Below are 26,375 nucleotides of genomic sequence, written 5' to 3'. Positions count from 1 at the left end.
AGCATTATTTGATTATCAAAGTGTTGAATCTTAATTGATAAAAACTGTTTAATCTTATTTATTAAAAACTGTTGATTTCTACTTGACGGTTACACTCAGAAATAAAAGCATTTTTATATAAAAATATCTCTTTCAATTTAAAATTGACTTACCTTATTATTCAAACCTATTTTTTGTATTAGTATTTATCCTACAATTTTTTTATTAAACGTTAAAACTGAATTTTTTTTATCAATATATTGAATCATTGGTTTATAAACAAGGTTAATAATATAGGAGGAAATTAAACACAGTATGATTAACCAGCAAAAGATCAGTATTGGGTATTTAGGAGCAAAGGTCAGTTCTGGAAAGATAATCAAATAAAAGAACATATGAGTTAACCAAAGATTTGTTGAATGACTACCAATAAAGTCTAGGATCTTTTGAATGTACTGATTCTTATCGATTAGATTAAAAAAACAAATAAATACAATGCCCGTTATCGGTGCTATTATCATTGACTCATAAAGAGAATGTAGAAAAAAAAGCATAAGTATTCCACCTACACTAAATAGATTTTTATGCTTAAATTTATTTAGGTTGTTGTGTAACTTTGAATAAATCTTTTCCTTAGCAAATATAGCGCCAACTATAAAAGGGAGTTGGGAAGTGCCTACCAAAACAATCGCATTAACAAGGGGATTTATGGAAGAACCGTCACCGAAATCCAGGAAATGGATTATGCGCTGAATATAAGTAATTAAATAAATAAAACCAGATATCAAAAATAAAATAACAGAATTATATTTCTTAATTACCTTAAAAAGTGGTGGAGCTAAAAGTACCAAGATAATGTAGGTTTGTACAAACCACCACGCCCCATTATATGAATTAGATAAAACGAAGAAATTAAGAAAGAATTTGATTGGACTACCTGGTAATATTTCAGACATTCCGGCAATAGCCCCAATTACTATAAAAATCACTAAAACGATCCAATAGTTAATAAGTAGTTTAAGTATTCTCTCGAAATTCTTCTTTATTATGGAACCTTTCGCCTTATTTATACTTACAAATAAGCCGTATCCACTTGCAAAGCAAAACATAGGGACACATGCATCACCAAACAAACCAATATAGTAGACCAAAGGAACTCCATTTATTATCGGGAAAGTTTCATATAATCCATTAACATCTTTCCTACCAAAAAGGTGAAGGAGCAGCATAAATATTATGGCCATTCCTTTTGTTACTTTTATATCGCCTTTTGTAAACTCCATTTAGATAATACTCCTTATTCTATCACTTTTTGAATTACTGAATTTTTTAAATTTAAGTTTAGATACAAATAAATTAACTTAGATAAAATGGGAAAAATACTTTATTCTTTATATTAGAATCCTGTACAGACGTAACTAAAAAGTTATTGATACCCAAATGAGATATACTGCAGTAAGGTTTACCTTTTTTATCAATTAAATAATTTACATATCTTGATTAGATCAGAGTATCGATACCTTTTTGATTCATTAAATATCTCATGATAATTACCTCCCTCAAATTCTAACATTCGATTTAATAAATTTGAGTTTTTCCTTGAGACTTTGAGATTGAGGCTGAAGATTCACATTCTACCTTACAACTAAACAAACGAATTCATATATTTCCTAAATAAGGAAAGCATTACTGTTTGTAAGAGTACCCCCATAGCAAACAACAGCCATAGGGTAACACTTCCAGTATATAATTAATTTCAACAGTTTTTATGTACAGGCTATCCAAGAAAAATGCACTAATTAAATGCTTTTTTTCTATATATATTAGATTTTACGCCAATTTTTCTAATTATATTTAATAAGTAATTGAACTCCTCTGATTTTCTAAATAATATAAAGAATAGTATGTTGGGTATGACAAGGCTTAAACTGCCTCTTATAACTATATTGATAAGTGTAGAATAATCTAGTAAATCACCTAATATATTGGTTATTATGGCAGATATAAAAACCAATAATAAGAAAAAAATATATTTAATAAAATATTTCTTTACAGACCTTTGGAAAACATACTTGAAAATCACATAAGGATCATACCAAAAATATGTTAGTAATCTACTAATAACAGTCCCATAAAGAACACCAGCAATTCCTAGTTTTTGAACAAGGTATAGCGAAGCAACCAGATTTATTAATGCTGCAATAATTGGCCTATATTTTCCTTTTTTAAAGAGTCCAGTAGTTTCTCTAAAACTTGTACATGCAGTTTGTAGGCCGGTTGTATAAAAATTCAAAAGAATTGCAAAAACCACATACTTACTAAGAACAAATTGATTTCCAACCCATAAAGTAATAAATGGATTAATTAGATTCCATAACACAACAGTACAAACTCCAAAAATCCAAAAATTAGCAAAATTTAACACATTAAAAATTAAGTGTTTTTTGTCAGGAGTTTCCTTTACATTTAGATTTCCAATACTTGCTGTAATTGAATAGAATAAGTAACCCAAGAAGGTATTAATTGTGGAAATTATCAGGAGATAATTGGAATATAACCCTACAGAATAAATCCCCACAAATTTTGAAATAAGTATATTATCAGTTCCATTAATAATTACACCACTTACCTTATATAGTAGCAGTGCATACAAATCCCCAAAAAATTCTTTCCTTTCTTCTTTAGTTAATTTATCATTATTTTTTTCATTTAAATAAGGATATAACTTATCCGCTTTCCTAGATATAAATAGGTTCTCGATCATTCTAAACAATATTTGAACTGACAGTACAAATATAAAATTATGGCTAAACAGTAATATAGCAATTTGGAAAAGGTTTGATGTAATAATAAATAGACTATGAATTTTTGAGATGATGTGATTTCGTTGGTCAGCAATGATTATAGATTGTTTATAGACAAAATAATATGAAGAAACCGAATTAATTAAGAGCAAAAGATAGATTATATTAATATTACTAATATATGTTTTTCCATTCATTAAGAAGGGCAAGAATGGTAGTATTGCTACCCCTATCACTAAAACGATTATTCCAATAATTCTATATGCCTTTTTATATAAGTTCATTAAGGCTCTTACTCTGTAATAATTATTTTCTGCTAAAGGTTTATATAAGCTATATATAATAGCTGTGTCAAAACCTAAATTTGTTAATGATAACATAATTAATATACTTGAAAATAGCCCCTCTATTCCAACGTATTCTATTCCAAGTGTATAAATTATCACCGTTCTAACTACAAAACCTGTCACAGAACTTAGTAACTGTCCTGTGATACCATATAATATGTTTTTTATTGAATTTTCGACTCTCATAATCAATACCTTCTATTCTCATCTATCTCATGATAAGATTTTTGTTAAACGTATACTAAACTTTCTCTTCAAGATTGGGAAAAAGTTTGTAACTCTATATTTAAGTAAAGATTTTCTTCGTTGCCCTTCAAAATCATAGTTCAAAAACCATTCTAATATATCCGAGTATTTGATATTATTACTATTTTCTCTCATTCTATTTTGTATTACTTTCCAATACATCTTTATAAATGTGTCTGTAAAAAATTTCACTTCGTTATTGAGAGCAACCTTGACATATTCGGAAAAATCACCTGGAACTACAAATCCAAAATCTCGAGGGTTTTGGCCTTCAGCCAAAATACCAAAGATTGTCCTTAAACATTTTTCACATTTACAGCAGTTTTCCTCATTTTTGAAACAAACTCTAATATTAACTACTTCTTTAATAGTTGAATAATAGTCAGTAACAACTTTAACCTTATCCTGTCTAGAAAGTTCGTATCCATCGTGGTAGACTTGACCAGAGCCAAATTTTATTTCATTGTCAACCGTAGGGTCGGACGCACAAGCAACAGGAAAAGCGGGCGAGTTAGAGCTAGCAATGTATAAGCATTTTACCTTAATTTTAAAAGCAATCGGAATAGCTGATGATATTATGGCCAAGCCATGGTGTAAACCATGCCACCAAGTATCTCCTAACTTCTTACTAAAATCCGCATCAATTTCTTTAGCCTTAATAAAAGTGCCATAATTAGATTGAATAAGAATATTTTCTAGACCATGACCTTCTGCAAAATTAATTACATGTTTTTTATCCGCTTCCCAAACTTCACTATACTCAATATTGTTTTCATGCCATCCATACTCAGTAATTAACAATGGTTTTTTATCCTTAATCCTTATAAATGTTGTTAGAGCATCAAGTCCCCCGCTAAATAATGTAGCGGCTTCTCTCTCAAAAACATATCGATTATTAACAATCTTATTGACTTTAATATCACCCTTAAATTCAACATTAGTGAACATTTTTTGGTAAGCCAGCTTTACATTGGTTAAACAATTATAAAAAGATATATCTAATTGATCAACTGTGAGTGTTGAACCCGTTAGCCAAACAAGGGGTATCACATTTGCAACAAATGGAATTGCTAGTATACTTTCCGGGATATCCGATAAGTCATAGTTATATTCAAGAAACATATTGTTATTACCATTAAAGTATTTTTGAATTTTACCATTCAAACTAAAGTAGTAATCCACCCTATTATTTTTAACAAGAATACGATCAAGTTTTATTTTATTCATTTTTTTACCTCACAATTTTTGTCAACATTAATTGGATTATTTTATTCTTTAAACTGGTTTATCCACATATTCACTTTATCAAAATCGACATTCACATTTGTAATAATTTCAGAATTTATCATTTGTTCGAGATTATTAAAATCATTTCTATGAATGGTATTTAAATTATATGTTTCACTCATCCCCTGTGCTCTTTCATCAATTGCAATTATTATTGCACGCTTTTTATGACGCATGGCAAAAATACCACCATGTAAACGGGTTCCTATATAGTCAACATCTGTTTTAAGTATTCTTTCATATTCATCCACAGAGGGAGAAACAATTCTTATGTTTTCTGTATTCTTCAATGTATTAAAGTAGTTTAAATCATCTGCATCCTGGATCCAGAAAAAAACATTTTTATAATTTTTGTTCATTAAGTCAATTAGTAATTGATCATTAATAACATCTTTTGAGTGGTGTGTAAGTGTAAAAATCACTGACTCTGATTTTGTAGTAGGTATTTCTTGACAAAATTCAGGTGTCAGTGACCATAAGGTTGCACAACCTGTATTTAGAGCCTTAAATCCCATTTCTTCTAAAAACTTCTTAGTTCTTTCATCTCTAACACTATGAATATATCTATGGGATAAAACCTTTTTATATAACATCTTTGTATAGTAATTTATTTTATTCCCTTTTCCTGCACCTACCCCTACCAACACACTCCCTCTTAGTGGACCATAATTAAATAGATTAATATTCCATTGTGGAAAGTGTGTTAGCATATCCATTGTTAGTAAGTTCGAGCCGCCAACAAACTTATATCTTGCATTACTATAAATCTTTACCCTATTTGAACCTCTTGCCACTTGATACCAATGAAAGGGGGAAACATGTGTTGGTAAGGTAAGAGTAAATTTGTCTTTGGTTATACCAGTTAACTGATAACGAATACAGCGCATAATTATGTCGTCTCCTTTATTAAGAGAGCCAACAGATGTATCTAATAACAAAATATTTTCCATTTATAAATAACTCCTATTCTATTTCATCTAATATGATTGAAAACTTTCATTAAATATAGAAGAGTGCTAAACACTCTGATTCTTCCACTTAATAAATTCAATTAATTGTTTAAAGTCTTGTATTTGATCTTTTTGAATTCCTAACTTTTGCAATTCATTAGCTATATCAATCCACTCACTATCTGGTAGTTGTTCTTCTTCCGTTAATCCTGTTCTTACCAGTACCTTAAGATCAACATCCAGAACATTAGCAATCTTTCTAATAACTTGGATTGAGGGATTCTGGTTTAAGTTTCGTTCAATATTACTAAGGTATGACTTTGAAATACCAGCACGGACTGCAAGTTCTGATAAGGTAAAGCCTTTTTTCATTCGAATTTCATATATATTTCTTCCTATCATTTGGACATACCCCGTTTTTGTCTTCTGAAATATTCTTGCAATTAAACATATTTCTTCCTACCAATACCAATAGATACCGTTTCTTTAATGCAATTAATAATTCTCATTTGGTCATCTTCTGTCATATTAGACCCAGAGGGTAAACATATCCCATTTTTAAAAAGGCCTTCAGAGATATTCTCGTTTTCACTATGTGGATAATATTTAACACCTTGAAAAATAGGTTGCAAATGAAGCGGCTTCCAAACAGGTCGAGCTTCAATATTTGAATCTGTTAAGGTTTTTAATAAATCCTCAACGGAAACACATGCTTCTTCTTCATTTATTGTGAGAGCTGTCAACCAGCGATTGGATAAAGTATTCTCTAGTTCGGGCATGAAGTAAAAACCAGGTTGATGACCTAATTCTTGATAATATCGTTTGAAAACATTTCTTCTTGCCTTCACTCGTTCATTTAAAACTCCTAGTTGGGCTATTCCAACCCCTGCAAGGATATTGCTCATCCGATAATTAAATCCAATATTGCTGTGTTGATAATGTGGTGCTGGATCCCGGGCTTGAGTGGCCAAAAAGCGTGCCTTTTTTAAAGCTGCTACATTGTTCGAAATAAGCATGCCGCCACCTGAAGTTGTTATTATCTTGTTACCATTAAATGAAAAAACACCAAACTCCCCAAATGTACCACTTGCTTTTCCTTTATATGTAGAGCCGAGGGATTCCGCTGCATCTTCAATTATTGGAACATTGTAATGATTACATATTGACACAATTTCATCCATCTTTGCACTTTGCCCATACAAGTTCACAACGATGACTGCTTTTGGTAAATTCCCTTCACTTGATGCATCTATAAATGCCTTTTCTAAAGCTTTGGGAGACATATTCCACGTATCTGGCTCAGAGTCGATAAATATTGGCTCAGCTCCCTGATAAATAATTGGATTTGCGCTTGCAATAAAGGTGAGACTGGAACAAAAAACTTTGTCTCCTTTTTTTACATCTAATAAAGAAAGAGCCAAATGAATCGCTGCAGTTCCTGAACTTACAGCAACAGCTTCATTGGCTCCTACATAATCGGCTATTTCTTTTTCAAATTCATCAACATTTGGACCTAGTGGAGCAATCCAGTTGGTTTCAAATGCACCATTTATATACGTTAGCTCATTCCCACTCATATGTGGGGAAGAAAGGAAAATTCTTTTCTTGGTTTTAACTACTGTCATTCCACTACCACCTTTTGATTAGGGCTATCAAATAATTTGTTTAAGTCTAATATATTCTGAAGTTCCCTTAAATCTCGAATTTCAAAATGAGCATGGTATTCCTGACTGACTAATGTGTTAGAATATATTCCATCATTCCTACTAATATGAACAGTTTTCCATCCGAGTTTTTTTGCAGTAATAAAATCTTTTGATACATTATCACCTATATATATACATTCATGATGTGAACTATTTAACTGTAAACTCGATTTAATATACGGAATAGGACTAGGTTTCCAATTCGATCTCCCAAATTTGTCAGAAAGGATTATCGAACTGAATCTTTCTCTTAATTTAAGAGCTTTCACCTTTTTTTCTTGTGTAGTAAGATAACCATCAGAAATTAGTCCTAATTTAATTGAACTAGCTAAATTTCTAATTACCCATTCAGCATCATCAAATAATTTAATATCCGGCTCATGATTTCTATAAATATTCACCATATCTATTATCATATTTTCATTAAAACTCACATTTAATAATTCAAGAGACCTATTAAAAGTATTTTTTCTTATTCCAGAATTAAACAATTGAGTAGCAATACTATTAAATCCTGAGATTTCATGGGTTTCTCTAAGCCATTCATCAACTGCTTTGTAACCACTGAAAATATAATCAATCTCCTTAAATAAAGTATCATCTAAATCAAACACTAATGCATTTATCTTCATAACTTATACTCTCCGTAAATATTGCCTCATCAAATCTAAGCATAGTAAGATTTTCTTTCCAAGAAAAGTCATGCTCTTTGAAAGAATTACCTAAGCACATTTCAATAATCCATAATGGGAAATTTGCACCAGCTTCAATTGAAAGTGGAATCCCTCCCCCAAAACGAGGATTTATTTCAATAAATGTAATTTCCCCATCCATTTTCTTAAAACATTGAAGGGTTATACATCCAATTGCCCCCGGTAATTTTTTTACAACTTTCTCCACTTCACTAATGATATGGAAATCCTTTTTTGTTACACCTTTACTTACTTCACCGGATCTTGTTTCTAAACGTTTCCTTGGAACAATAGTTTTTATATTACCTTTAAAATCTAGCATCACATCAACAGTATACTCATCGCCATTTACATACTCTTGGACCATTGCATCCGGTATATAGTCTATAAAGAATTCTAATTCTTTTTGGTTATTAATTTTTATTACCCCTTCACTAGAACTTCCATTGGTCGGCTTAATTATTACCGGAAAATTATATTCTTTTTTGCTCAATTCTATTTCACTATATACTTTTGGAGAGGATATACTATTTTCGAGAAAAAATTTGTAAGTCTTTGTTTTATTGCTTGTAATTTCATTTAATATACAACTTGATACCAATAAATCCACACCAATATCATCAAAGAGCTTCCTATTATTTGACAATAACTCTAGTTCTGTATCGATTAAAGGAATAACTAATTTAATTTTTTCTAATTGGCATATCCTAATTAATTCATTCAAATAATTTTTTTCCATAACTCTAGGTACTAAATAATGCTTATCACTAAAAAAAGCTGATGGTGCTGTACCTTTAAAATCTACTGTAATTATTTTTCCTGTTAGTTTTTTTTCAGATAAAGTCTCTTTAAACTTTTTTATCAACGAGACCCTTCTCCCTGAACTAGTAAATAAAATATTAATCATATTTTCCTGCATTTCTTTCAACCCCTCCCTTAAATAGCGGCATAGTAACATGACTTGCATGCTTAATGCCCTCCTTTTTTATTACTTTATTAATCGTTAGAATTAATATTTTTAAATCTAAGAGAAAATTCCGATTGTTAATGTACCATATATCAAGTGAAAATTTTTCTTCCCAGTTTATTGCATTTCTCCCATTTATCTGTGCCCAGCCGGTTATACCAGGTCTAACATTGTGGCGTTTTGATTGCTCCTGTGTATAAAGGGGTAGGTACTCCATTAACAAAGGTCTTGGACCAACTAAACTAATATCACCCTTAATTACATTAATTAACTGAGGGTATTCATCGATACTATATTTTCGCAGGAATTGACCAAACGTGGTTAACCTTTTATCGTCTGGCATTAATTGACCTTTCTGATCCCTTTCATCTGTCATTGTTCTAAGTTTATAAAGGTAAAATGGTTTTTCGTATAAACCTGGTCGCTGTTGTTTAAATATGATTGGAGACCCTAACTTTAACTTTACCAACAAGGCAAAAATGAAAAAGAAGGGGAAAAAACTTACTAACAAAACCAATGACACTGTGAAATCAAACATTCGCTTCAATTCTAGCCATCCCCCTTCATTTATTGTAAATTCTTGCTTTTACTCTTTTCGAAGATAATTTGTTGCTTTATTTCTTCTACTAATTCTATGACACTAATTTTTTCAGATTCCTGAACTCTATAAAATGTTTTCACTAAAATTTGCTGGAGTTCCTGTTGAGTTAATAATTTAGTCCCGTTCATTGCCTTACCTCACACCCAGAATTATTTTTTACAAATTAAAATCACCACTTTTTACTAAGTGGTGATTCCCTATTTCAACTATTTTATTGTCATATCCATTTGGATTTTTCATCTGCCATCTCCAGGAATCTTGACACATCTCTCTAATATCCTTTTCCGCCTCCCATCCAAGCTCTCGCTTTGCCTTTAACGGATTCGCATAACAAACAGCAGCGTCTCCTTGCCTAGCATCAACAATCTTGTATGGTATTCTTTTCTTAGCTGCCTGTTCAAAAGCTGTTACCAGTTCTAATACGCTATAGCCTTTTCCAGTACCAAGATTATAGGCATCAATACCAGATGAGTTTGTAACTTTCTCAAGTGCTCTTAAATGGCCTTTGGCTAAATCCACTACATGAATGTAGTCACGGACACCGGTTCCATCTTTGGTAGGATATTGATTTCCAAATACATTTAGTTCCTTAAGTTTACCTGCCGCCACCTGTGTTATGTAAGGCATAAGGTTATTAGGAATACCAGTTGGGTCTTCGCCGATAAGACCACTAGAATGAGCCCCGATAGGATTAAAGTACCTTAAAAGTGCAATACTCCACTCACTATCAGACACATTAAGATCCTGAAGGATTTCTTCAATCATTAACTTGGTTCGACCATAAGGGTTCAATGTATCTAACGGAAAATCCTCTGAAATTGGAAACCGCTCTGGCATACCATAGACAGTTGCTGATGAACTAAAAACTAACTTTTTTACATTATTCCGTTTCATTGTTTGGCACAGAACAAGTGTACCCGTAATATTATTATGATAATATCTAAGTGGAAGGTTAACTGATTCACCAACTGCTTTTAGTCCAGCAAAGTGGATAACTGCATCGATTCCATTCTCCCAAAATACCTTATCCAATTTCTCCTCATCTAGTAAATCAATATAATAACTCTTAAAACTTTTACCTGTAATTTCCCTTATTCTATTCAAAGACTCAGGGTTACTATTAATAAAGTTATCCACTACTACAATATCATATCCTGCATTTAATAATTCAACACAAGTATGGCTACCGATGTAGCCAGCTCCTCCGGTAATAAGTATTGACATTTACATTAACACCTACCTTATATTCTAACCTATTAGGTTATATAACTTTTCAATTTCATTTTCGTTTCCATAGTCTTTCGATAGGACATTTGAAATAAGCCTATTTCTAAGGGTATCTTCATTTATTAAACTTTGAATTCCATCTACTAAACCTGATATATCTTGTGATGTTATCAAAGCATCGACTCCGTTAGTTGCTTGGCTATTAGCTGTTGGAAAATTCGTGATGACAATTGGTTTACCTAATATTTGGGCTTCTCTAATTGTCACAGCCTTTCCTTCATACCTTGAAGGCTGTACATAAATATCACAATTTTTAATATATGGGTATGGATTTGTCTTTTTACCAAGTAGAAAGAACCTGTCAGACAAATTTAATTGTTTGATAAGTTCTCTTAAGTCAGCTTCAAGGGGACCATATCCAACCACATACCACTCAATATCGTATCCTGCATTCACTAATATTCGGCATGCTCTGATGGCTTTATCAAGACCCTTTGCATGTGAAAGTCGTCCCACTGTTAGCAAGACAGTTTTTCCTTCACGTTTTGTTATTTCAGTGGAATTTCCAATATTCGCCTGCTCCTTAATAAATTGAGGTGAAAGGATGTTCTCTATTACAGTTGTTTTCTCTTTTAATAATGGAAAGACATTAACGAATGTATTTAAGCATTCGTCTGAAACTGCAACAATTTTATCTAATTTGTTCCACATTTGGGAATCAAGCTTTTCATTTATAAAAATATTTGAGTAATCAGTATGTATCCATCCGATTTTTTTTCTCGCTTTTACTTTTTCTCCAATAAAGTGATGTGGCCATAGAAAACCTATGGCCACATCATATTCTTTATTCAATTTTGGGAGAAATCGGCTAGATACTTCCCAGCCATATTGAATGGCTAAATATCCAGGTTCATCTACCTTTTTTATCTTTCCATGTAATAGGCCAATATATTTTGCAATTGTTCTACTTATAGCAATTGGGTAATTTCCCTCTTTTGTTATTTGATAGATGGACTTTCTAAAGGTGGTGTATGCAGGAATCTCGGGCAGCAATTTAGGACCTGAAGGTAAATAAGGAAGAAAATCTCCCTCATGCTTAAATAACATTAAATCAACATCGTATTTTTGATAATCTATTTGTTTTAAGAGCCCAATAAGACTCCTTTCCACCCCACCAATCGCCAAATCAAACGAGGAAATCAATATTTTTCTTTTTTTCATCTTTAATCCCCCACTACGTAAACTGCATTTAAACCATATAAACTAATCCAGTCCTTGATGTTATTTTGAATATCATATCCTTTACTTAAAATCTGATTAAATATAATGTTATTTTCGGGTCTATTAATTAATAGTCCTTTATTAATCTCCTCACACCATACTTCAATACTTTGATTAAGATTGATAAAGGTTACTAACCCCAACCCCATATCAACGCTATCGGGAATCACGTCTGAAAGAACACATGGTATCCCTGCACTTTGAGCCTCGAGTGCAACAATCCCGAATCCCTCAAATATCGATGGGAATAAAAATATATCAAAAGACTTCATTATACTTGGAATATCTGACCGTACCCCTAAAAACCTAATATTATCGCGTATTCCTAATTTTTTTGCTTCTATCTCTACCTGATGTTTTAAGGGTCCATCTCCAACCATCAGTACTACAAAACGAGGATCTTTTGCTAGTAATTTTTTAAGAACTTTTAGGATATACAATTGATTTTTTGATTCAGAAAACGTGCCAACATGACCAATTGTAATAGTATCTTCTGGTAATTTAAGCTCTTGAAGTAATTTTTTTTTGCAATTCCTATCTAAGTTTGTAAATGACATAAGGTCAATTCCATTTTTAAGAATTTTAACCTTGCCTTTTTTCAAGCTTTGATTTCCAAACAAAAATCTTGCTGCTTCTTCACTACAACTACAGTAACTAGTGGCTGACAACTTGATAATCGCTTGTAATGTTTTTAAAACGATTCTCTCCTTTAGCCTTTTCCCTTTTTGCCAATTCGTACTATGAGAATGGCAAATCCTATGCTGAATTCCTGAAAGCTTTGCTGCAAATGAAGAAATACCACCTTGATAATCCGTATGAGAGTGAATAGCTTGGTATGGAAATGATCGCATTATCCTAATTAACTCTTTAATATAGAGTATAGGACCTAGCTGTCCCAAACTTGCTATTTGAAATATCTTCCCACCCATTTCCAAGATCTCATTATCGTAGTCACCTTTTTCAGAACGATGAACAATAAAATCAAATTGCACCTGGGATTTGTCTACATTTCTGTAGACATTCATAATGAGTGTTTCAGCACCGCCTCGATCCATTGCACTTACAATGTGTAAAATTCTCCTTGGTACATGCTGTCTCATTTTTAAATTTACACTTCCTTCATTGTTTACCTATAGGCTTAAATAATTACTTTTATAAATGATATTTAGACTAATGACACTTTCATAATAGTAAAAAAGAAAGTAGCAAACCAAAATAGCATAATAAACAAATCTTTGCTCCTTCTCCCTAAAGAGCATAACAATCCAAGATATTAAAATTAACTGATATAAATTAAAATAGATTGAAAATCTAGCAAATATCCAATTTTGAGTGGAAATAATCATAAATACTAATCCAATTAGCGCCATGTTTACAATGTAGTCACTCTCAGGAAATAGTTCCCTTAATTTTTCCCTTCCAAAATAAGCAATGATTAGTGGTGTAGCATATACCAAAACCCTAATACTACTTGCTCCTCCCTCTTGAAAATTTTGGTAATGGCCATATTGAGTATCTTGGATTGTTGAGAACAATATGGAAGAGAATTTATCAAATCCAATCACTATTAATATTGCAAATAACAATAGGACAAACGTTGCCTTTGACCAAGCTTTATATCTAACAATAAAATAAATAGGTATTAAAATAAGGGCACTCTCGTGAAAGGTAGAAGCAAATAAAACAACCAGAATATATCTAAACCAATTTCCTTTTATTAAAAACTTTGTAGCAGTAAAAATAATTGCAGCAGTCATGACTTGCCGAAGTCCATTCATTGAAACTAAATATAATCCCCCAGTTATATACACATACGTACTAAGTTCAAACATCCTAGAATATTTGTAGAATATATATATTATAAGAACATTTGTGATTACTGCTGCGGTAAAGAGTAATATTTGTGGATCCTCAGAGTACGATTTTAAAACCTTTTGGAATAACCAAAAACCAACATTTTCCTGGTCATTTATTTGCTCCCAATTAAAATCATTTACTTCAAAAGCATGTTTGTAAAAATAGGTATCACCAATATTCGATCGAAGACCAGATATTATCACTAACGATAATAATGCTCCAAAGCTTAAGATTAAATTAGGTCTATATATTGGTAACGAGAATGTATAATTGGGCGTAGCGAAGTACCTAGCCAAATAAGAAAAAATAAAAACAATGGCAAGATTGATCCATAGTATCTCCATCTTCAAATTCCTTTCAAAGGAGCTTTTCAAATACAAATAAAACAAGAACTCCTTAAATCAATTTTTAATTCAAGCAGTTCTTGTTTTAGCTGTAATATACAAAAATACTAAAAATCCGATCGGACTAGCTAGTGCAGTCAGACCTTTATGAGGACTATCAGCCAAAAATCGCCAATTCTTAAACATCAGATTACTTGACACATAATGGATTGCTTGTTTAAATTTAAAAGCTCTGCTGCCAAAGGATAACTTCATTAATTCCTTTCTATAAAAGGAAAATCCTCTAGGGTTCCTACGATATTGATTGAACATATTTAAGGATGAACCATCTGGAAGGTATTCCACGCAGCAAAGGAATTCATTCATTAGCAACATTTTATAATTTTGATCTATCATATAATATTTATATGCTAGCCCTACATACTTCTCACCCTGGAATAGGGGATAGGGATATAGTCTAGTTAATTCGGTTCGATATACTAATTTTTTATCACCTGTTACACCATATTTATAGTAAAGATCAAACAGAGTAGAGCATTCTAAATCTTCTGGGATTTTTGAACCTATTATTTTTCCGTTTGTGTAGCAATCAAGTCCAATTATTCCACTTAATCTCTCATTGCCATATTCATTCCACATTGTAATAATTTTTTCTACTGCCTGTTCAGGCATGTAATCATCGGAATCTATGCACACATTTAATTCTGTTTGAATAAGTTCATATGCTGTATTATGGGCTCCATGCATGCCCTGATTTTCTTGGTAATGATAAAGAATTTCTATAAGATTTTCTTTCTTCCATTTATTCACTAAACTCTTAGTGTTGTCTGTAGACCCATCATCTACAATTAACCATATAAAATCATGACAAGTTTGTCTTATTAAACTTTCATAACAATTGTTAAGGCAATATGCTCTATTATATGTGGGTGTAAATATTGTTAGTTTTTTCACATTTTCACCTCGATACACCAATATAGAAATTTTGTAACTGTTTGGTTGTATCTTTTATATCATAGCCTTTTCTAGATAAAACATGGTTTGATAGAGATCGCTGGGCTTTGCTTACTCCGATCGTTTTTATTCTTTCAACCCAAACCTTTTTGTCTGACAGTGGATAATATTCAATTAAATCTAATCCCATATCAACCTCTTTTGTTATCGAATCCGAAATGAGACATGTCAGTCCGGCTCCCTGTGCTTCGATTAAGGTAACGGGCAACCCCTCATACAATGAAGGAAATAAGAAAAGGTCAAATGCTTGTAACAATTGGTCAACATCACTGCGACTCCCAAGAAATTTCACATTGTCCTCTAAGTGGTACTCAGATACTTTATTCTTTATTTCAGGAAGTAATTGCCCTTCTCCAACTAGGATAAGCATAGAATTCGAACGCACCTTTATTACCTCCTTAAAAATCTCTATTAAAAACATATGATTTTTAGGTGTTGAAAATCTCCCTACATGGCCAATAACAAAACTTTCATCATTTACTTCTAACTCTTCTCTAATTAGTACTCTTTTTTGGGGGGAATATTTAAACCTTTCACTTTCAATACCATTTTTTAAAATCAATGAATTTTCATACTCCTTAGAAAATAGCCATTTAGCAGCTTGATTTGAGCATGCCAGAAGATTGGTTGCATTTGGAAAAATATTCTTCCCAGCATACCATTTATAACATTTTGCAATTAATCCACCTTCACTACTAGTACTATGACTATGTGCTATTCGGTGTATAATTCCGGCCCTTTTTGCAGCTCGGAGGACTAAACCGCTCATTTTATCCAAGTGAGAATGGACAATTTGATATTCTGGATGATTAGAAAAAAAATTGTCTAGCTGATTTATATATTTAAAGTGTCCGACATCTGAAACATAGGGAATCCTATGGACTTTTCCACCCATTTGGATTATTTCCCGATCAAAAATCCCTTCCTTGCAAGTTAAAAAGTCGAATTGAATTTTTGAACGATCTATGTTTCTATAGATATTCATTAACAGTGTCTCGGCTCCCCCCCGATTCATATTGACAACCACATGTAATATTCTTAATGGATTGCCCACATTACATCCTCCATTTCCCCTGAATATTTTCTATAAATATAGCTTTTTTCTTCCAGTACCTTATGAATAGAAAATCTATTCAGTATAATAATCCGTCCATCTAAACCAAATTTTGTTTTCATATCATTATTACTAGCTAGAATTTTAATCTTATTAGAAAAATCCTCTGGGTTGTTGTTTATTAACCAACCATTTTTGTTATTTTCAATTAGCTCCCGATGCCCTCTATTATCATTAGCTATAACCGGTAATCCACAAGCCATAGCTTCCATAATGTTAACAGGAAGTCCCTCTCTTAGACTAGAAGCAACTGCAATATCACTTATTTTTAGTAATTTATCAATATCATTCCGATAACCAAGGAATTCAACCATCCCTTCGAGGCCTAACTTAATGGAAAGTTCCTGACATTGCTGTAGTAAAGGTCCCTCCCCAGCAAGTAATAGCTTTGCATTTGGTACTTTATCTTTTATTAAGGCTAATGTTTCAATCAGCAAGTTTTGGTTTTTATTCTTATTAAATTCCGCAGCATAAAACATGATAAAATCATGGGTAAAATACCCATATTCTTTTCTTAAATTAGATTTATATTTTTCATCAACGGGTTTATAAAAGTCTGTATTCACCCCAACACCGTGTATATGTTCAATATCATTCGCTTTAAATTTATGCTTTTTCGCAAGGTTAAAATCCTCTTCATTAATCGTAAGTAGACAATCCGTAAACTTTGAAAGTACTTTTTCAATTGGATAATAAAGAATCCAGTTACTAAACGGGGATCCTTTACAAAAATGGAATCCATGAGCTGTATATAGCACATTCGTTCCACTTTTTCTCGCCTTCCTTGCAGCTAACCGAGTAAGAACTCCCCCCATTGGTGTATGACAGTGAATAATTTTATACTGATTTTTGTTTATTATTCCCTTTAGTTCCTTGTAAGCCAATATATTCCTTTTGTTAAATGGGGACCTTTGAATCGGGATATTATATTTTTGGTCTACATACGGAAGTTCCATATCACCACATGCCGCAACATGAACTTCCCAACCTTGTTCCTTAAACCATTTTAAATAGGGCAAATGAAAAGCCTTAAAATGATAATCTACTGTTGCACAGAACAGCACTTTCTTTTGCATTTCTATCCATCCTTTTATTAAATCTATTTAAACAGTTAAAGTTAATTTGGTTTGTGGTGCTACTTTATTATTAGCAAGGTTTAAAAGCTTCTCCCGTATTTCTTCTTTATCTAAATTTGAAAATGTTGAGAGAAGATCTTCTATTTCTTTTAAGTAAATTTCAGATTTTCTACCAATATAAATCTTCGGATAGATTTGCTGCTCATGAACCTCATCTGCTTTTAATAGTTCTTCAAAAAGCTTTTCTCCAGGTCTCATTCCTGAAAATTCAATTCCTATTTCTTCAATAGAATTACCCGATAGTTTTATAAGGTTTTTAGCTAAATCAACTATCTTCACTGGCTCCCCCATATCTAAAACAAAAATCTCGCCACCTTTTGCCAGTGCTCCAGCTTGAAGGACTAATCTTGCTGCTTCCGGAATCGTCATAAAATAACGAACCATATCAGGATGGGTAACCGTAACTGGACCCCCTTTTTCAATTTGTTTTTTGAATAAGGGAATAACACTCCCTCTGCTTCCTAGCACATTTCCGAAACGAACGGCAACAAATTTCGTTTTACTTTCACTATCCATATATTGAATCATCATTTCTGCAAGTCTTTTTGTTGCACCCATAACACTTGTGGGATTAACTGCTTTATCCGTCGAGACCATTACAAAGGTGTTAACTCCATTCCAACTGGCTGCCTTGGCTGCATTCATCGTTCCAATTAAGTTATTTTTGACTGCTTCTTCAGGGTTAGCTTCCATAAGTGGAACATGTTTATGTGCTCCCGCATGATAGACTGTATCTGGATGATATGTACTCATGACATCCATCATTTTTCTTTCATCTTGTAAATCAGCAATTATTGGAATAAATTCAATTTTTGTATTGTTAAAAGTCTCTTTTAATTCCATCTCGATTAAATAGATGCTATTTTCACCATGCCCAAGCAAAACTAATTGTTTAGGATCAAATTTTGAAATTTGACGGCAAATTTCCGAGCCAATGGAACCACCTGCTCCAGTGACTAGAACCACTTTTCCGGTAATATTTTCAGAAATACTATTAATATCTAATTCTACTGGCTCTCTACCTAGTAAATCTTCTACCTGTACATCACGAAATTGTCTTACAGATACTTTTCCAGTAACCAAGTCTTCTAACATTGGAAGAATTTGTGTTTTTGCGTTCGTTTTGGCACACTCAATGAATATTTTATTTAATTCTTTTTTACCCAGTGAGGGTATCGCAATGATGATATTATCAATCTCTAATTCCTTTACTGTTGTTTCTATCTTATTTATCCCGCCAATTACGGGTATTCCTAGAATATCCAGCCTGTGTTTTTTACTATCATCATCTATAAACGCCACTGGTAAAAGATTCGCTTCATTCGTTTTATTGAGCTGTCTTGCAACCATCATCCCTGCAGATCCAGCGCCTACAATTAAAGTACTATGTTTATTATCAACTTTATTAAGGTACGAATCTCTAAAAATTCTCCAGCAAAATCTTGAACCACCAATAAAAGACATATTAATTAGCCATGTTATCGTCAGCAATCGAAATTGAATACTGTGAACAACGAATTGCAGGACAACTGCCGCAATCATGGTTGAAATTGTCACTACCTTTATTATGCTAATTAACTCCCCTATGCTTGCATATTCCCATGCTTTTTTGTATAGATGAAAATGAAATGAAAGAAAATGATGACTAAGCAAAATAACAATCGCACTTAATACAACTGGAAAAGTAATAACATGAATCGTACCATTTACAAAAAACCGACTGAAGAAGACGGCAGTTAAAACAATACATGAGTCAATAAAAATAAATAGGGATAATCTTTGGCGATAGGTCATACTTTCCTCCTTAGTAAACAGTTTTTATTAAAGTAGAAATTAGTTTACTTGGTTGATTGATGCCTTACCCGGATTGCATTATCAATTAATCTTTTTATTTCCATTAACTGATCTATCGGTGCATCTTGTTTAATATACCTGACTGCCTTTTTAATGGATTTTGGATAATGATCGAAGTTTTTCAAAATAACACTTCCTTTTAAAAAAATTTTAATCATATGCTCTTGCAGTAGAACACATCATTAAAATTTTTTTTAATAGGTGGGCATCTAACCCATCCTCACATCACACTATCGACGACTAGCGTCTAAGGTCAGTTAACCCACAGCATGACCGAGTGCCTCCGTTGATAATGGCTAGGAGACATCACCAGAATTCCCTTTACTTTCTTTAAATACATTCATTAAATTCTTAATAACGAACAATATTATTAAAAAAATTTCATTTTTGGGGTTATTATTATTGGTTCATTACAACTCCAACTAGTTTTGCTTTTGCAAATTCCAACACTTTTTTAGCCTCAGCCGCTTTTTCAAACTTTGTTTTGCCGTTTTGAATAACTAATACTACCCCATCACATTGATTTACTAAAATCTTGGTATCTGTTACTTCAAGGATTGCATTTGAATCGATTAAAATAGCATCATAAGATCTTATGGCTGTCTTCAGTAGTTCCTGCATCATCTTTGAACCCAATAGCTCAACCGGATTATATGAGACTTGCCCACTTGATATTAAATCCAATCTTCCTATTTCGGTATGAAAAATAGCATCATAAAACGATATCTTTCCACTAAGCACCTCAGTTAGGCCCTTTGAATTAGGTATATTAAAAAGAGAATGTAAAGCAGGCTTTCTTAAATTGGCATCAATTAACAACACCTTTTCTTTCTGTTGCGCCATTGAAATAGCAAGATTAGCTGCAGTTGTTGACTTTCCTTCACCATCACATGGTGAGGTGATTAAGAAGGTTCGGCCATTCTCTCCGGCCATTGAGAATTTAATATTTGTTTGGATCATCCGAAATTGTTCCGAAATAATTGAATCCGGATAAGAGTTGGTAACTAACGATCTTTTTTTTGTAGCAGCCAAGTTTCTTCGTTTACTTAAAACCAATTGTTTCACCTCTCAGTTCTATACCCTGTAGACTAGTTTTATTCTTTTTTATATTCTTTTTATTCATTTTTGAAACCCTTCCTAATAGTGGAACCCCCAATAATGATTCAATTTCTCTCTCTGTACGAATTCTATCATCCAAAGATTCCAATAAAAATGCTAATCCAACTCCTACTATAATTCCTGCAGCAATTGCCATAAATATCTTGCTATCATTTTCTTGATTGATAGGGGTTGAATCTACTTTAGCTTTAGATAATAAACGTACATAGTCCTGGCCTATAATATTAGGCACTTCATTCTTGAATACTTGGGCGGTTGTATCAGCAATTTTTGAAGCTAGAATCGGATCCGTATCCACTACACTAATACTTACCACTTGAGAACTGTCTACACTTGCAACCGTAATTTGACCTGCTAATTCTTCAGCTGATCTATTAAGACCTAACTCTTTAACAACTTTGTCTAAAATAGTTGAATCTCGAATAATAACCTGCAGCGTTTTTTGTGATTCGGCATCAGCGCCAATAATTATTCTCGATGAAGTTTCATACAACAGATTAGTCGAAGCATTATTCAGGACTACACCAGCTATACTAGCAAGAACTGTAACTATTACAATCACCCAAAAACGCCTTTTAATAACGAGGAACAATTCCTTTAAGTTTATTTCCTTTACTTTTCTAGTATCTACACTGTTCACTTGATCGCTGCTTCTCATGAAATCACCTTTCTTGTTAGAAATCTAATACTGTATTAAATAGATAATTGTTCTAAATAAAGAACAATTTAACTAAAAAAAACCCTATTTCCTCATTATTTAGGTTATATCTATAATAACAGTGCTTTTCCCCACCTAAAAATTACTAAATAGTACCATCTATACACAATATTAGTTCTTTATAAGAAACATGTCAATATAATATTACAAATTGGCTGGCTACTCTAGAAGATATCGATTAAATACTTATCTCCATCTGCTTTTTTAGTAGATTACTAAACATCCCTTTTTTATCACCAGCTAGTTGGTTGAATTTTCCCTGTTGAATGATCTCTCCTTGCTCTAATACAATCACTTGATCTGCATTCCGAATAGTGGATAGTCGATGGGCAATTACAATTATAGTCATCTTGCCTTTTAATCTTTCGATGGCTTTTTGAATTTTGGCCTCATTCTCGGTGTCTAGTGCGCTGGTTGCTTCATCTAATACCAATATAGAGGGCTTACGTAATATTGCTCTAGCAAGAACTAGTCGTTGACGTTCTCCTCCTGAAAGCCTAACACCCCTATCCCCAACAATGGTATCTATCCCCATTGGAAGCTTCTTTACAAATTCTGCTGCAGCAGAAAATTCTAATGCTTCCCAAATTTGCTCATCAGTAGAATTAGGTTGAATCATCAGTAGATTTTCTCTAATACTTTCATTAAATAGAAAAGGATCTTGAGGAACGTAACTTATAGAACGTCTTAAAGATAATAATCTATTATCAGAAAGTGGAGTACCGTCTATAAACACTTCACCTTGTTCAGGTTTATTTAGTCCCATTAATAAATCAATTAATGTACTTTTTCCAGCACCAGATGGGCCAACTATAGCAGTCATACATTTTATTGGAATTTTTAAATTTATATTTCGAAGCACATAGGATGATTCATTTCGGTTATAACGAAATGCGACACTTCTGCATTCTATGGATTTCTCAATACTTAGTGAATTTATATTTTTATAAAGTGATACATCTGTAATTTCTAAAGATTGATTACATTTTATTTGCATTTCTATTAATTTCTTGAAAGCGGGAATAGTAGTCGCGATTTGCTCCAAGCTAGACTGAACTGCTGTAATCCTGGGCCATAGCCTTGAGAAAATAATAAATATTAATAAAAACTGCTCTGGCTTTGTATTAAATATCATCACAAAAATAAAAATAAAAACTGCAATTAAACTAGCAGATGCAATACTGTAAAAGGCTTGGGAAGTTGTTTTTAATTTTATATAGTCTGTTTGCTCTTCTATCATTCCGGTAGTCAAAGTTTTAAACCAATTCATTCTAGATTCTTCTAAAGTGTTACTTTTTATTTCCTTAATCCCATTAAATTGGTCAGTAATTCCTGCTAAGTACTCTTGTGCTAACACTGAGGATTTTCCACCTAGTAATTTTGATTGTTTTATAAATCTTTTTGAAAAAAAAGAAAGGATAAAACCCGATAATAACACGAAAATTGTTAATTTTACTGACAAATAAAAAGCTATAGAGATTTGTATAAATGTAAAAATGAGAGAAGTTAACAACAGTAAAAATTGATTTATTCCCCCAGCTACACGTGCTAGTTCATGTGTCATAACGTTGATAATATCTGATTTTCTTTCTTTCGTAAAAAAATCCCAATTCGATTTTAGCAAAGCACTATATGTTTCTAATCTTAATTGTCGAATAAAGCCTTGTGAAATTTTAACATTTCGAATTGAAAGGTTTCGTTGTAAAATATTTTGACCAATTACCAATAAGATATAAAATCCCAAAATAAACATTAGCACTATTGGTTTTGGGTAACTTTGCATAAAACTAAAAAACTCAAAAAATCGGATACCACTAAAATCAATATTTACTATTCCACTATAGGTAATCATGGGTATTAACAATAATATTCCAATACCTTCAAGGAAACTAACTATTGCCATCCCTAGAAGGTTTACATACAATATACTACCCGAGTAGGAATATAATCGTTTAATAAAATAAAAAACATCATTCACTTTATGCCCTCCTAGCAATTGAACGGTTCCTGGTTTTTCTCCAAAGAAGTAAAAATGGACGTAAAGGAAAATATAATATATGAAGGACTTTTGGTAATGGTAATGTTTCAGCATCGATAGGAAAGGGATAAAGAAAACTAAAAATAAACAAGAGCTTTTGTCGATTGGACATCAGTAAGAATAGGTGTCTTTTATGATGATTCGCTACATCTTGGGGTAAAGGTTCCGTATGCAAATTAACCAATTGTTTTATATAGAAGAGTGCATCTTGGGCTAATCTTTTGGACTGATTTCCCTTAATTATATTGGCCATTTCACCATTCAATTTAGAGTTGAGTAATTGAGAAGTTAAAATTAATGATTGACCTCCTACCTGAAGGCATTGATATTTTGTAAGTAAAGTTAGAACTTCTTTCCAATTTAAGTCTTGCTTGGTCATTTTTACTATATCAACCAACCAACGAAGTCTTGACCATCCATGCCGTGCACCATGTGTTACAAGGAAGAAGAATAAATCCTCAAATCCTAAATAAAAAACCGGGTAACTAAAAAGTGTACTTCTTCTTTTTCTCTCCCATAACTCTTCAAATTTCGGCTCTTTCGCTGGACCAGGATTCAATCTCCAATGAACTTCAAGTTTAATTCTTTTTTCAGGATGAAAGAATGTTATATGATGGTGCCTCCATTTCCAGTCATTTAAAACAGATTCAATATAATCATCTTTAATATAACCGTTCTGTAAAAGAATTTCTTCAGCTTTACCTAAGTTCTCCATTGGGACCATTATATCCAAATCGTTAGATGTTCTTAGTGATACATCACCATATAATGCATTCGAGAGCACTGGCCCTTTTAAAAAAAGTGTACGGACTCTGCTATCAGTGAATAACCTACTTAACTGTTCCATCTCACCACTTAAAAACATCATCTGAAAAGTATTATTTTGATATAACAGGGATAATTCTTGGATAACAAATAAAGGAAACCAATCATTTTTTAATTTTTTTATGTTGATGTGAATTATCGGATAGACTCTGTGATGCTTTGCTAGTTGGAGAAATTGATTCCAGTTGATTCCTTTACAAGAATCTTTATTAATTACCTGATCGCTTCTATTATCATCTAATTTTATTATTTCAATTAACAAGTGTAATTCTCTGGAAAAATCGGATAAATCGAGTTTGAAATTGTTTCGCATCTTATTTCCCTCATTTGTTAGCTTTTTTTGCGAATTTATTAATAACGGTAAACTTCTCCTTACCCTCAGATCCTGTTATATAGAAAGGTCCACTGCGTAGCCAGGCATGTGCTATCAATTTTCCAATTTCATCTTTTCCTGTTCCCAGATAAAGTGTACTTTCAATATTTCTTCTTTCCAACATCTTCATTCCTGCAATCGCCTTAACCAGACACTTACTTTCCCAAAAAGTATAACCACTCATCACATTTATTGCTTGAGAAACACGCTTAATAAACTTGATGTTAGATTCCTTATATGTAAAAGAGGTTTCACCCATTTGCTCACCTAAAAGAGGTGCTACTTTGTAAAATGGAAAACACTTAATAAGCCTTGCCCAACCTAGGAGAAAATAAGCTTCTAAATACAACAACTTAGTTTTTGTATCAAATGATAAAAAAAGCTTCAATTTAACCAATTTTTTTATTTCCTTTCCTACTATTATAATCTAGGATTTTTTCCCTTTTTGGATATTAATTAACCCTTCCTTTTTAAGTGATGCTAAAAATGAAACAACTTGTTGTTCACAATCTGATTTCTCAATATTATATTCTGATATTAAATTAACTATTAGATTATTAACAGAGGTTGGTTTTTCGATCATATCCCAAATTCGTCCTCCAATTTCCCCTAAATTATAATATTTTCCGTTTTGAATACTCATCATCACTTTTTCTCCATCCATGTTGCTTACTACATTTCCTTGACTCTGAACAATAATGTTATCTAATTCCAGTATATCCGTACTAATCATGTATAATTTCCTCCTAGTTAATATGGTCTATTATTTTAGAAACCAAGTCATGTGCAGTAAATCTTGAAGTAGGACGTTTTAATTGGAACATATCAATTTGATTAATTAACTTTGACGAGAACATAAAATGCCAATCGTCAAGACCCATTCGATTTATTAACGACTTTCGGAACGTTTGATTAAAGACTATTTGAAACCTTTCTAATCCTTTGATTGTCCTAATTTCGATATCTTCTTGATCCGTCTTGACTAATTCAAAAACACCACCAAGCGGTAATGGGTCAGAAATATAGTTCGAGTTAACAGGTACAGAATATTTTGTTTCTCTACCGAATAAAGGACGATAATTCATTGTTTCCATACCAAATTCATTCAAACTTTCTTGCCATAATTTTTGCTGAGGATATGATGGCATTACAAATGGAATATTCTTCTTTGTTATATCCACTGCGATGACATCATCACTAAGAAGCTGAAATCCTTTACTAATAAATGCTGAAGCAAGAGTAGATTTACCTACCCCTGAATGACCAATAAAACCATACGCTTTCCCTTTTATATTCACAGCACTGCCATGTAAGGGAAGAATTTTCCGCTGCAACAATATAACGCCCATACAAGTTCCTAAAATATAGAGTCGTATTTTATCTAAATCAGCCTCCCCCAAAGGTGAGACAATAATTTTGTTCCCGTCTTGTATAGAAAATATTGCAATTTTGGGGACTAGAAACATAACCATATTTTCATAAACTACAAGATTCCCTTTTTCAGGGACCAATTTACTCCAAATATCGGATAAAGTATCAATCTTAATAAATATGTCTACTTGTTTATCTTCTTCATACGACTTTATAAGTTCTGGGAGAGGAATTTCACTTAATATCTCTAAACCAAATGCTTTATATGCAGTTCTTTTTATAGTTCCTATTGACACCTTCTTCACTCCACACCAGTTAATAAAATAATTTGAAAATGCCCTCATACTTTTTTATTTGTATAAGGGCAATTACATTAGCCTTAAGTATTAATAAATAAATTAGCTGTAATGCACCACTTCATCAACGTCAGGCTGTACTGCATCTGGAGTTTTAAGTCCAGGTCCTGCCATTGTCATACTAATATTAAGTACTTCTAGTTCAAGTCCTTTCCATTCCTTTTTCATA

27 protein-coding genes are annotated in these 26,375 nt (G+C 32.4%); all 27 read right to left on the bottom strand.

Going from position 1 to position 26,375, the window contains the following annotated elements:
• Positions 1–185: 185 nt before the first annotated feature.
• Complete coding sequence (locus ACIQAA_RS12280) at positions 186–1,262, bottom strand: acyltransferase family protein (protein WP_402619526.1); 1,077 nt, start codon at positions 1,260–1,262, stop codon at positions 186–188.
• Between the two features lie 512 nt (positions 1,263–1,774).
• The gene (locus ACIQAA_RS12275) at positions 1,775–3,316 is read right to left on the bottom strand and encodes a lipopolysaccharide biosynthesis protein (protein WP_402619523.1); all 1,542 of its coding nucleotides are present in this window, start codon (positions 3,314–3,316) and stop codon (positions 1,775–1,777) included.
• 27 nt (positions 3,317–3,343) lie between these two features.
• Positions 3,344–4,603 (bottom strand): peptidase, encoded by a 1,260-nt coding sequence (locus tag ACIQAA_RS12270; RefSeq protein WP_402619521.1) that lies wholly within the window; start codon positions 4,601–4,603, stop codon positions 3,344–3,346.
• Between the two features lie 41 nt (positions 4,604–4,644).
• Complete coding sequence (locus ACIQAA_RS12265; RefSeq protein ID WP_402619518.1) at positions 4,645–5,613, bottom strand: polysaccharide pyruvyl transferase family protein; 969 nt, start codon at positions 5,611–5,613, stop codon at positions 4,645–4,647.
• 66 nt (positions 5,614–5,679) lie between these two features.
• The gene (locus ACIQAA_RS12260) at positions 5,680–6,015 is read right to left on the bottom strand and encodes a helix-turn-helix domain-containing protein (protein WP_402619516.1); all 336 of its coding nucleotides are present in this window, start codon (positions 6,013–6,015) and stop codon (positions 5,680–5,682) included.
• Between the two features lie 41 nt (positions 6,016–6,056).
• Positions 6,057–7,238, bottom strand: coding sequence for an aminotransferase class I/II-fold pyridoxal phosphate-dependent enzyme (locus ACIQAA_RS12255; protein WP_402619513.1), 1,182 nt, complete (start codon positions 7,236–7,238; stop codon positions 6,057–6,059).
• Complete coding sequence (locus ACIQAA_RS12250) at positions 7,235–7,951, bottom strand: HAD family hydrolase (RefSeq protein WP_402619511.1); 717 nt, start codon at positions 7,949–7,951, stop codon at positions 7,235–7,237. Before ACIQAA_RS12250 ends, ACIQAA_RS12255 begins: the two co-directional genes overlap by 4 nt.
• The gene (locus ACIQAA_RS12245; protein ID WP_402619559.1) at positions 7,926–8,930 is read right to left on the bottom strand and encodes an ATP-grasp domain-containing protein; all 1,005 of its coding nucleotides are present in this window, start codon (positions 8,928–8,930) and stop codon (positions 7,926–7,928) included. Before ACIQAA_RS12245 ends, ACIQAA_RS12250 begins: the two co-directional genes overlap by 26 nt.
• Positions 8,911–9,525, bottom strand: coding sequence for a sugar transferase (locus ACIQAA_RS12240; RefSeq protein ID WP_402619509.1), 615 nt, complete (start codon positions 9,523–9,525; stop codon positions 8,911–8,913). The genes ACIQAA_RS12245 and ACIQAA_RS12240 overlap by 20 nt, the downstream gene beginning before the upstream one ends.
• Positions 9,526–9,545: 20 nt before the next feature.
• Positions 9,546–9,707: a YwzD family small protein gene (locus ACIQAA_RS12235; RefSeq protein ID WP_402619506.1), complete on the bottom strand. Its 162-nt coding sequence runs from the start codon at positions 9,705–9,707 to the stop codon at positions 9,546–9,548.
• Positions 9,708–9,735: 28 nt separating this feature from the next.
• Positions 9,736–10,803: a UDP-glucose 4-epimerase GalE gene (gene galE, locus ACIQAA_RS12230; protein ID WP_402619503.1), complete on the bottom strand. Its 1,068-nt coding sequence runs from the start codon at positions 10,801–10,803 to the stop codon at positions 9,736–9,738.
• Positions 10,804–10,827: 24 nt separating this feature from the next.
• Entirely contained in the window at positions 10,828–12,027 is a 1,200-nt protein-coding gene (locus ACIQAA_RS12225; RefSeq protein ID WP_402619500.1) for a glycosyltransferase, read from the bottom strand.
• Between the two features lie 2 nt (positions 12,028–12,029).
• Positions 12,030–13,187 carry a glycosyltransferase family 1 protein gene (locus ACIQAA_RS12220; protein WP_402619498.1) on the bottom strand — a complete coding sequence of 386 codons (1,158 nt, stop codon included), beginning with the start codon at positions 13,185–13,187 and terminating at the stop codon, positions 12,030–12,032.
• Positions 13,188–13,217: 30 nt separating this feature from the next.
• Positions 13,218–14,288, bottom strand: coding sequence for an EpsG family protein (locus ACIQAA_RS12215; RefSeq protein ID WP_402619495.1), 1,071 nt, complete (start codon positions 14,286–14,288; stop codon positions 13,218–13,220).
• Between the two features lie 69 nt (positions 14,289–14,357).
• Complete coding sequence (locus ACIQAA_RS12210; protein ID WP_402619493.1) at positions 14,358–15,242, bottom strand: glycosyltransferase family 2 protein; 885 nt, start codon at positions 15,240–15,242, stop codon at positions 14,358–14,360.
• A 4-nt stretch (positions 15,243–15,246) separates the two neighbouring features.
• The gene (locus tag ACIQAA_RS12205; protein ID WP_402619490.1) at positions 15,247–16,356 is read right to left on the bottom strand and encodes a glycosyltransferase family 1 protein; all 1,110 of its coding nucleotides are present in this window, start codon (positions 16,354–16,356) and stop codon (positions 15,247–15,249) included.
• Positions 16,341–17,492, bottom strand: a complete 1,152-nt coding sequence (locus ACIQAA_RS12200; protein WP_402619488.1) for a glycosyltransferase family 4 protein — start codon at positions 17,490–17,492, stop codon at positions 16,341–16,343. Before ACIQAA_RS12200 ends, ACIQAA_RS12205 begins: the two co-directional genes overlap by 16 nt.
• A 27-nt stretch (positions 17,493–17,519) precedes the next feature.
• Positions 17,520–19,346, bottom strand: a complete 1,827-nt coding sequence (locus ACIQAA_RS12195) for a polysaccharide biosynthesis protein (protein WP_402619486.1) — start codon at positions 19,344–19,346, stop codon at positions 17,520–17,522.
• Between the two features lie 44 nt (positions 19,347–19,390).
• On the bottom strand, positions 19,391–19,531 hold the full coding sequence (locus ACIQAA_RS12190; protein WP_402619483.1) for a hypothetical protein: 141 nt from the start codon (positions 19,529–19,531) through the stop codon (positions 19,391–19,393).
• 274 nt (positions 19,532–19,805) lie between these two features.
• Positions 19,806–20,462: a CpsD/CapB family tyrosine-protein kinase gene (locus tag ACIQAA_RS12185; RefSeq protein WP_402619480.1), complete on the bottom strand. Its 657-nt coding sequence runs from the start codon at positions 20,460–20,462 to the stop codon at positions 19,806–19,808.
• Positions 20,449–21,165, bottom strand: coding sequence for a YveK family protein (locus tag ACIQAA_RS12180; protein ID WP_402619477.1), 717 nt, complete (start codon positions 21,163–21,165; stop codon positions 20,449–20,451). The genes ACIQAA_RS12185 and ACIQAA_RS12180 overlap by 14 nt, the downstream gene beginning before the upstream one ends.
• Before the next feature lie 256 nt (positions 21,166–21,421).
• Positions 21,422–23,221 (bottom strand): ABC transporter ATP-binding protein, encoded by a 1,800-nt coding sequence (locus tag ACIQAA_RS12175; protein WP_402619475.1) that lies wholly within the window; start codon positions 23,219–23,221, stop codon positions 21,422–21,424.
• A 1-nt stretch (position 23,222) separates the two neighbouring features.
• The gene (locus ACIQAA_RS12170; RefSeq protein WP_402619473.1) at positions 23,223–24,419 is read right to left on the bottom strand and encodes a nucleotidyltransferase domain-containing protein; all 1,197 of its coding nucleotides are present in this window, start codon (positions 24,417–24,419) and stop codon (positions 23,223–23,225) included.
• A 10-nt stretch (positions 24,420–24,429) separates the two neighbouring features.
• On the bottom strand, positions 24,430–24,885 hold the full coding sequence (locus tag ACIQAA_RS12165; protein ID WP_402619557.1) for a lasso peptide biosynthesis B2 protein: 456 nt from the start codon (positions 24,883–24,885) through the stop codon (positions 24,430–24,432).
• 21 nt (positions 24,886–24,906) lie between these two features.
• On the bottom strand, positions 24,907–25,212 hold the full coding sequence (locus tag ACIQAA_RS12160; RefSeq protein ID WP_402619470.1) for a lasso peptide biosynthesis PqqD family chaperone: 306 nt from the start codon (positions 25,210–25,212) through the stop codon (positions 24,907–24,909).
• Positions 25,213–25,225: 13 nt separating this feature from the next.
• Positions 25,226–26,131: an aldolase gene (locus ACIQAA_RS12155; RefSeq protein ID WP_402619555.1), complete on the bottom strand. Its 906-nt coding sequence runs from the start codon at positions 26,129–26,131 to the stop codon at positions 25,226–25,228.
• A 117-nt stretch (positions 26,132–26,248) separates the two neighbouring features.
• Positions 26,249–26,374, bottom strand: coding sequence for a paeninodin family lasso peptide (locus ACIQAA_RS12150; protein ID WP_402619467.1), 126 nt, complete (start codon positions 26,372–26,374; stop codon positions 26,249–26,251).
• Position 26,375 lies beyond the last annotated feature (1 nt).

The organism is Neobacillus sp. NPDC093182 (genome assembly GCF_044754045.1).
The sequence above is the reverse complement of the archived record's forward strand: the minus strand, read 5'-3'. Positions and strand labels throughout refer to the sequence as shown.

Excerpts from the sequence above, each read along its gene's own strand:
- ACIQAA_RS12280 (WP_402619526.1), bottom strand. The coding sequence starts at position 1,262 with ATGGAGTTTACAAAAGGCGATATAAAAGTAACAAAAGGAATGGCCATA.
- ACIQAA_RS12275 (WP_402619523.1), bottom strand. The coding sequence starts at position 3,316 with ATGAGAGTCGAAAATTCAATAAAAAACATATTATATGGTATCACAGGA.
- ACIQAA_RS12270 (WP_402619521.1), bottom strand. The coding sequence starts at position 4,603 with ATGAATAAAATAAAACTTGATCGTATTCTTGTTAAAAATAATAGGGTG.
- ACIQAA_RS12265 (WP_402619518.1), bottom strand. The coding sequence starts at position 5,613 with ATGGAAAATATTTTGTTATTAGATACATCTGTTGGCTCTCTTAATAAA.
- ACIQAA_RS12260 (WP_402619516.1), bottom strand. The coding sequence starts at position 6,015 with ATGATAGGAAGAAATATATATGAAATTCGAATGAAAAAAGGCTTTACC.
- ACIQAA_RS12255 (WP_402619513.1), bottom strand. The coding sequence starts at position 7,238 with ATGACAGTAGTTAAAACCAAGAAAAGAATTTTCCTTTCTTCCCCACAT.
- ACIQAA_RS12250 (WP_402619511.1), bottom strand. The coding sequence starts at position 7,951 with ATGAAGATAAATGCATTAGTGTTTGATTTAGATGATACTTTATTTAAG.
- ACIQAA_RS12245 (WP_402619559.1), bottom strand. The coding sequence starts at position 8,930 with ATGCAGGAAAATATGATTAATATTTTATTTACTAGTTCAGGGAGAAGG.
- ACIQAA_RS12235 (WP_402619506.1), bottom strand. The coding sequence starts at position 9,707 with ATGAACGGGACTAAATTATTAACTCAACAGGAACTCCAGCAAATTTTA.
- galE (WP_402619503.1), bottom strand. The coding sequence starts at position 10,803 with ATGTCAATACTTATTACCGGAGGAGCTGGCTACATCGGTAGCCATACT.
- ACIQAA_RS12225 (WP_402619500.1), bottom strand. The coding sequence starts at position 12,027 with ATGAAAAAAAGAAAAATATTGATTTCCTCGTTTGATTTGGCGATTGGT.
- ACIQAA_RS12220 (WP_402619498.1), bottom strand. The coding sequence starts at position 13,187 with ATGAGACAGCATGTACCAAGGAGAATTTTACACATTGTAAGTGCAATG.
- ACIQAA_RS12215 (WP_402619495.1), bottom strand. The coding sequence starts at position 14,288 with ATGGAGATACTATGGATCAATCTTGCCATTGTTTTTATTTTTTCTTAT.
- ACIQAA_RS12200 (WP_402619488.1), bottom strand. The coding sequence starts at position 17,492 with ATGCAAAAGAAAGTGCTGTTCTGTGCAACAGTAGATTATCATTTTAAG.
- ACIQAA_RS12195 (WP_402619486.1), bottom strand. The coding sequence starts at position 19,346 with ATGACCTATCGCCAAAGATTATCCCTATTTATTTTTATTGACTCATGT.
- ACIQAA_RS12170 (WP_402619473.1), bottom strand. The coding sequence starts at position 24,419 with ATGCGAAACAATTTCAAACTCGATTTATCCGATTTTTCCAGAGAATTA.
- ACIQAA_RS12160 (WP_402619470.1), bottom strand. The coding sequence starts at position 25,212 with ATGATTAGTACGGATATACTGGAATTAGATAACATTATTGTTCAGAGT.
- ACIQAA_RS12150 (WP_402619467.1), bottom strand. The coding sequence starts at position 26,374 with ATGAAAAAGGAATGGAAAGGACTTGAACTAGAAGTACTTAATATTAGT.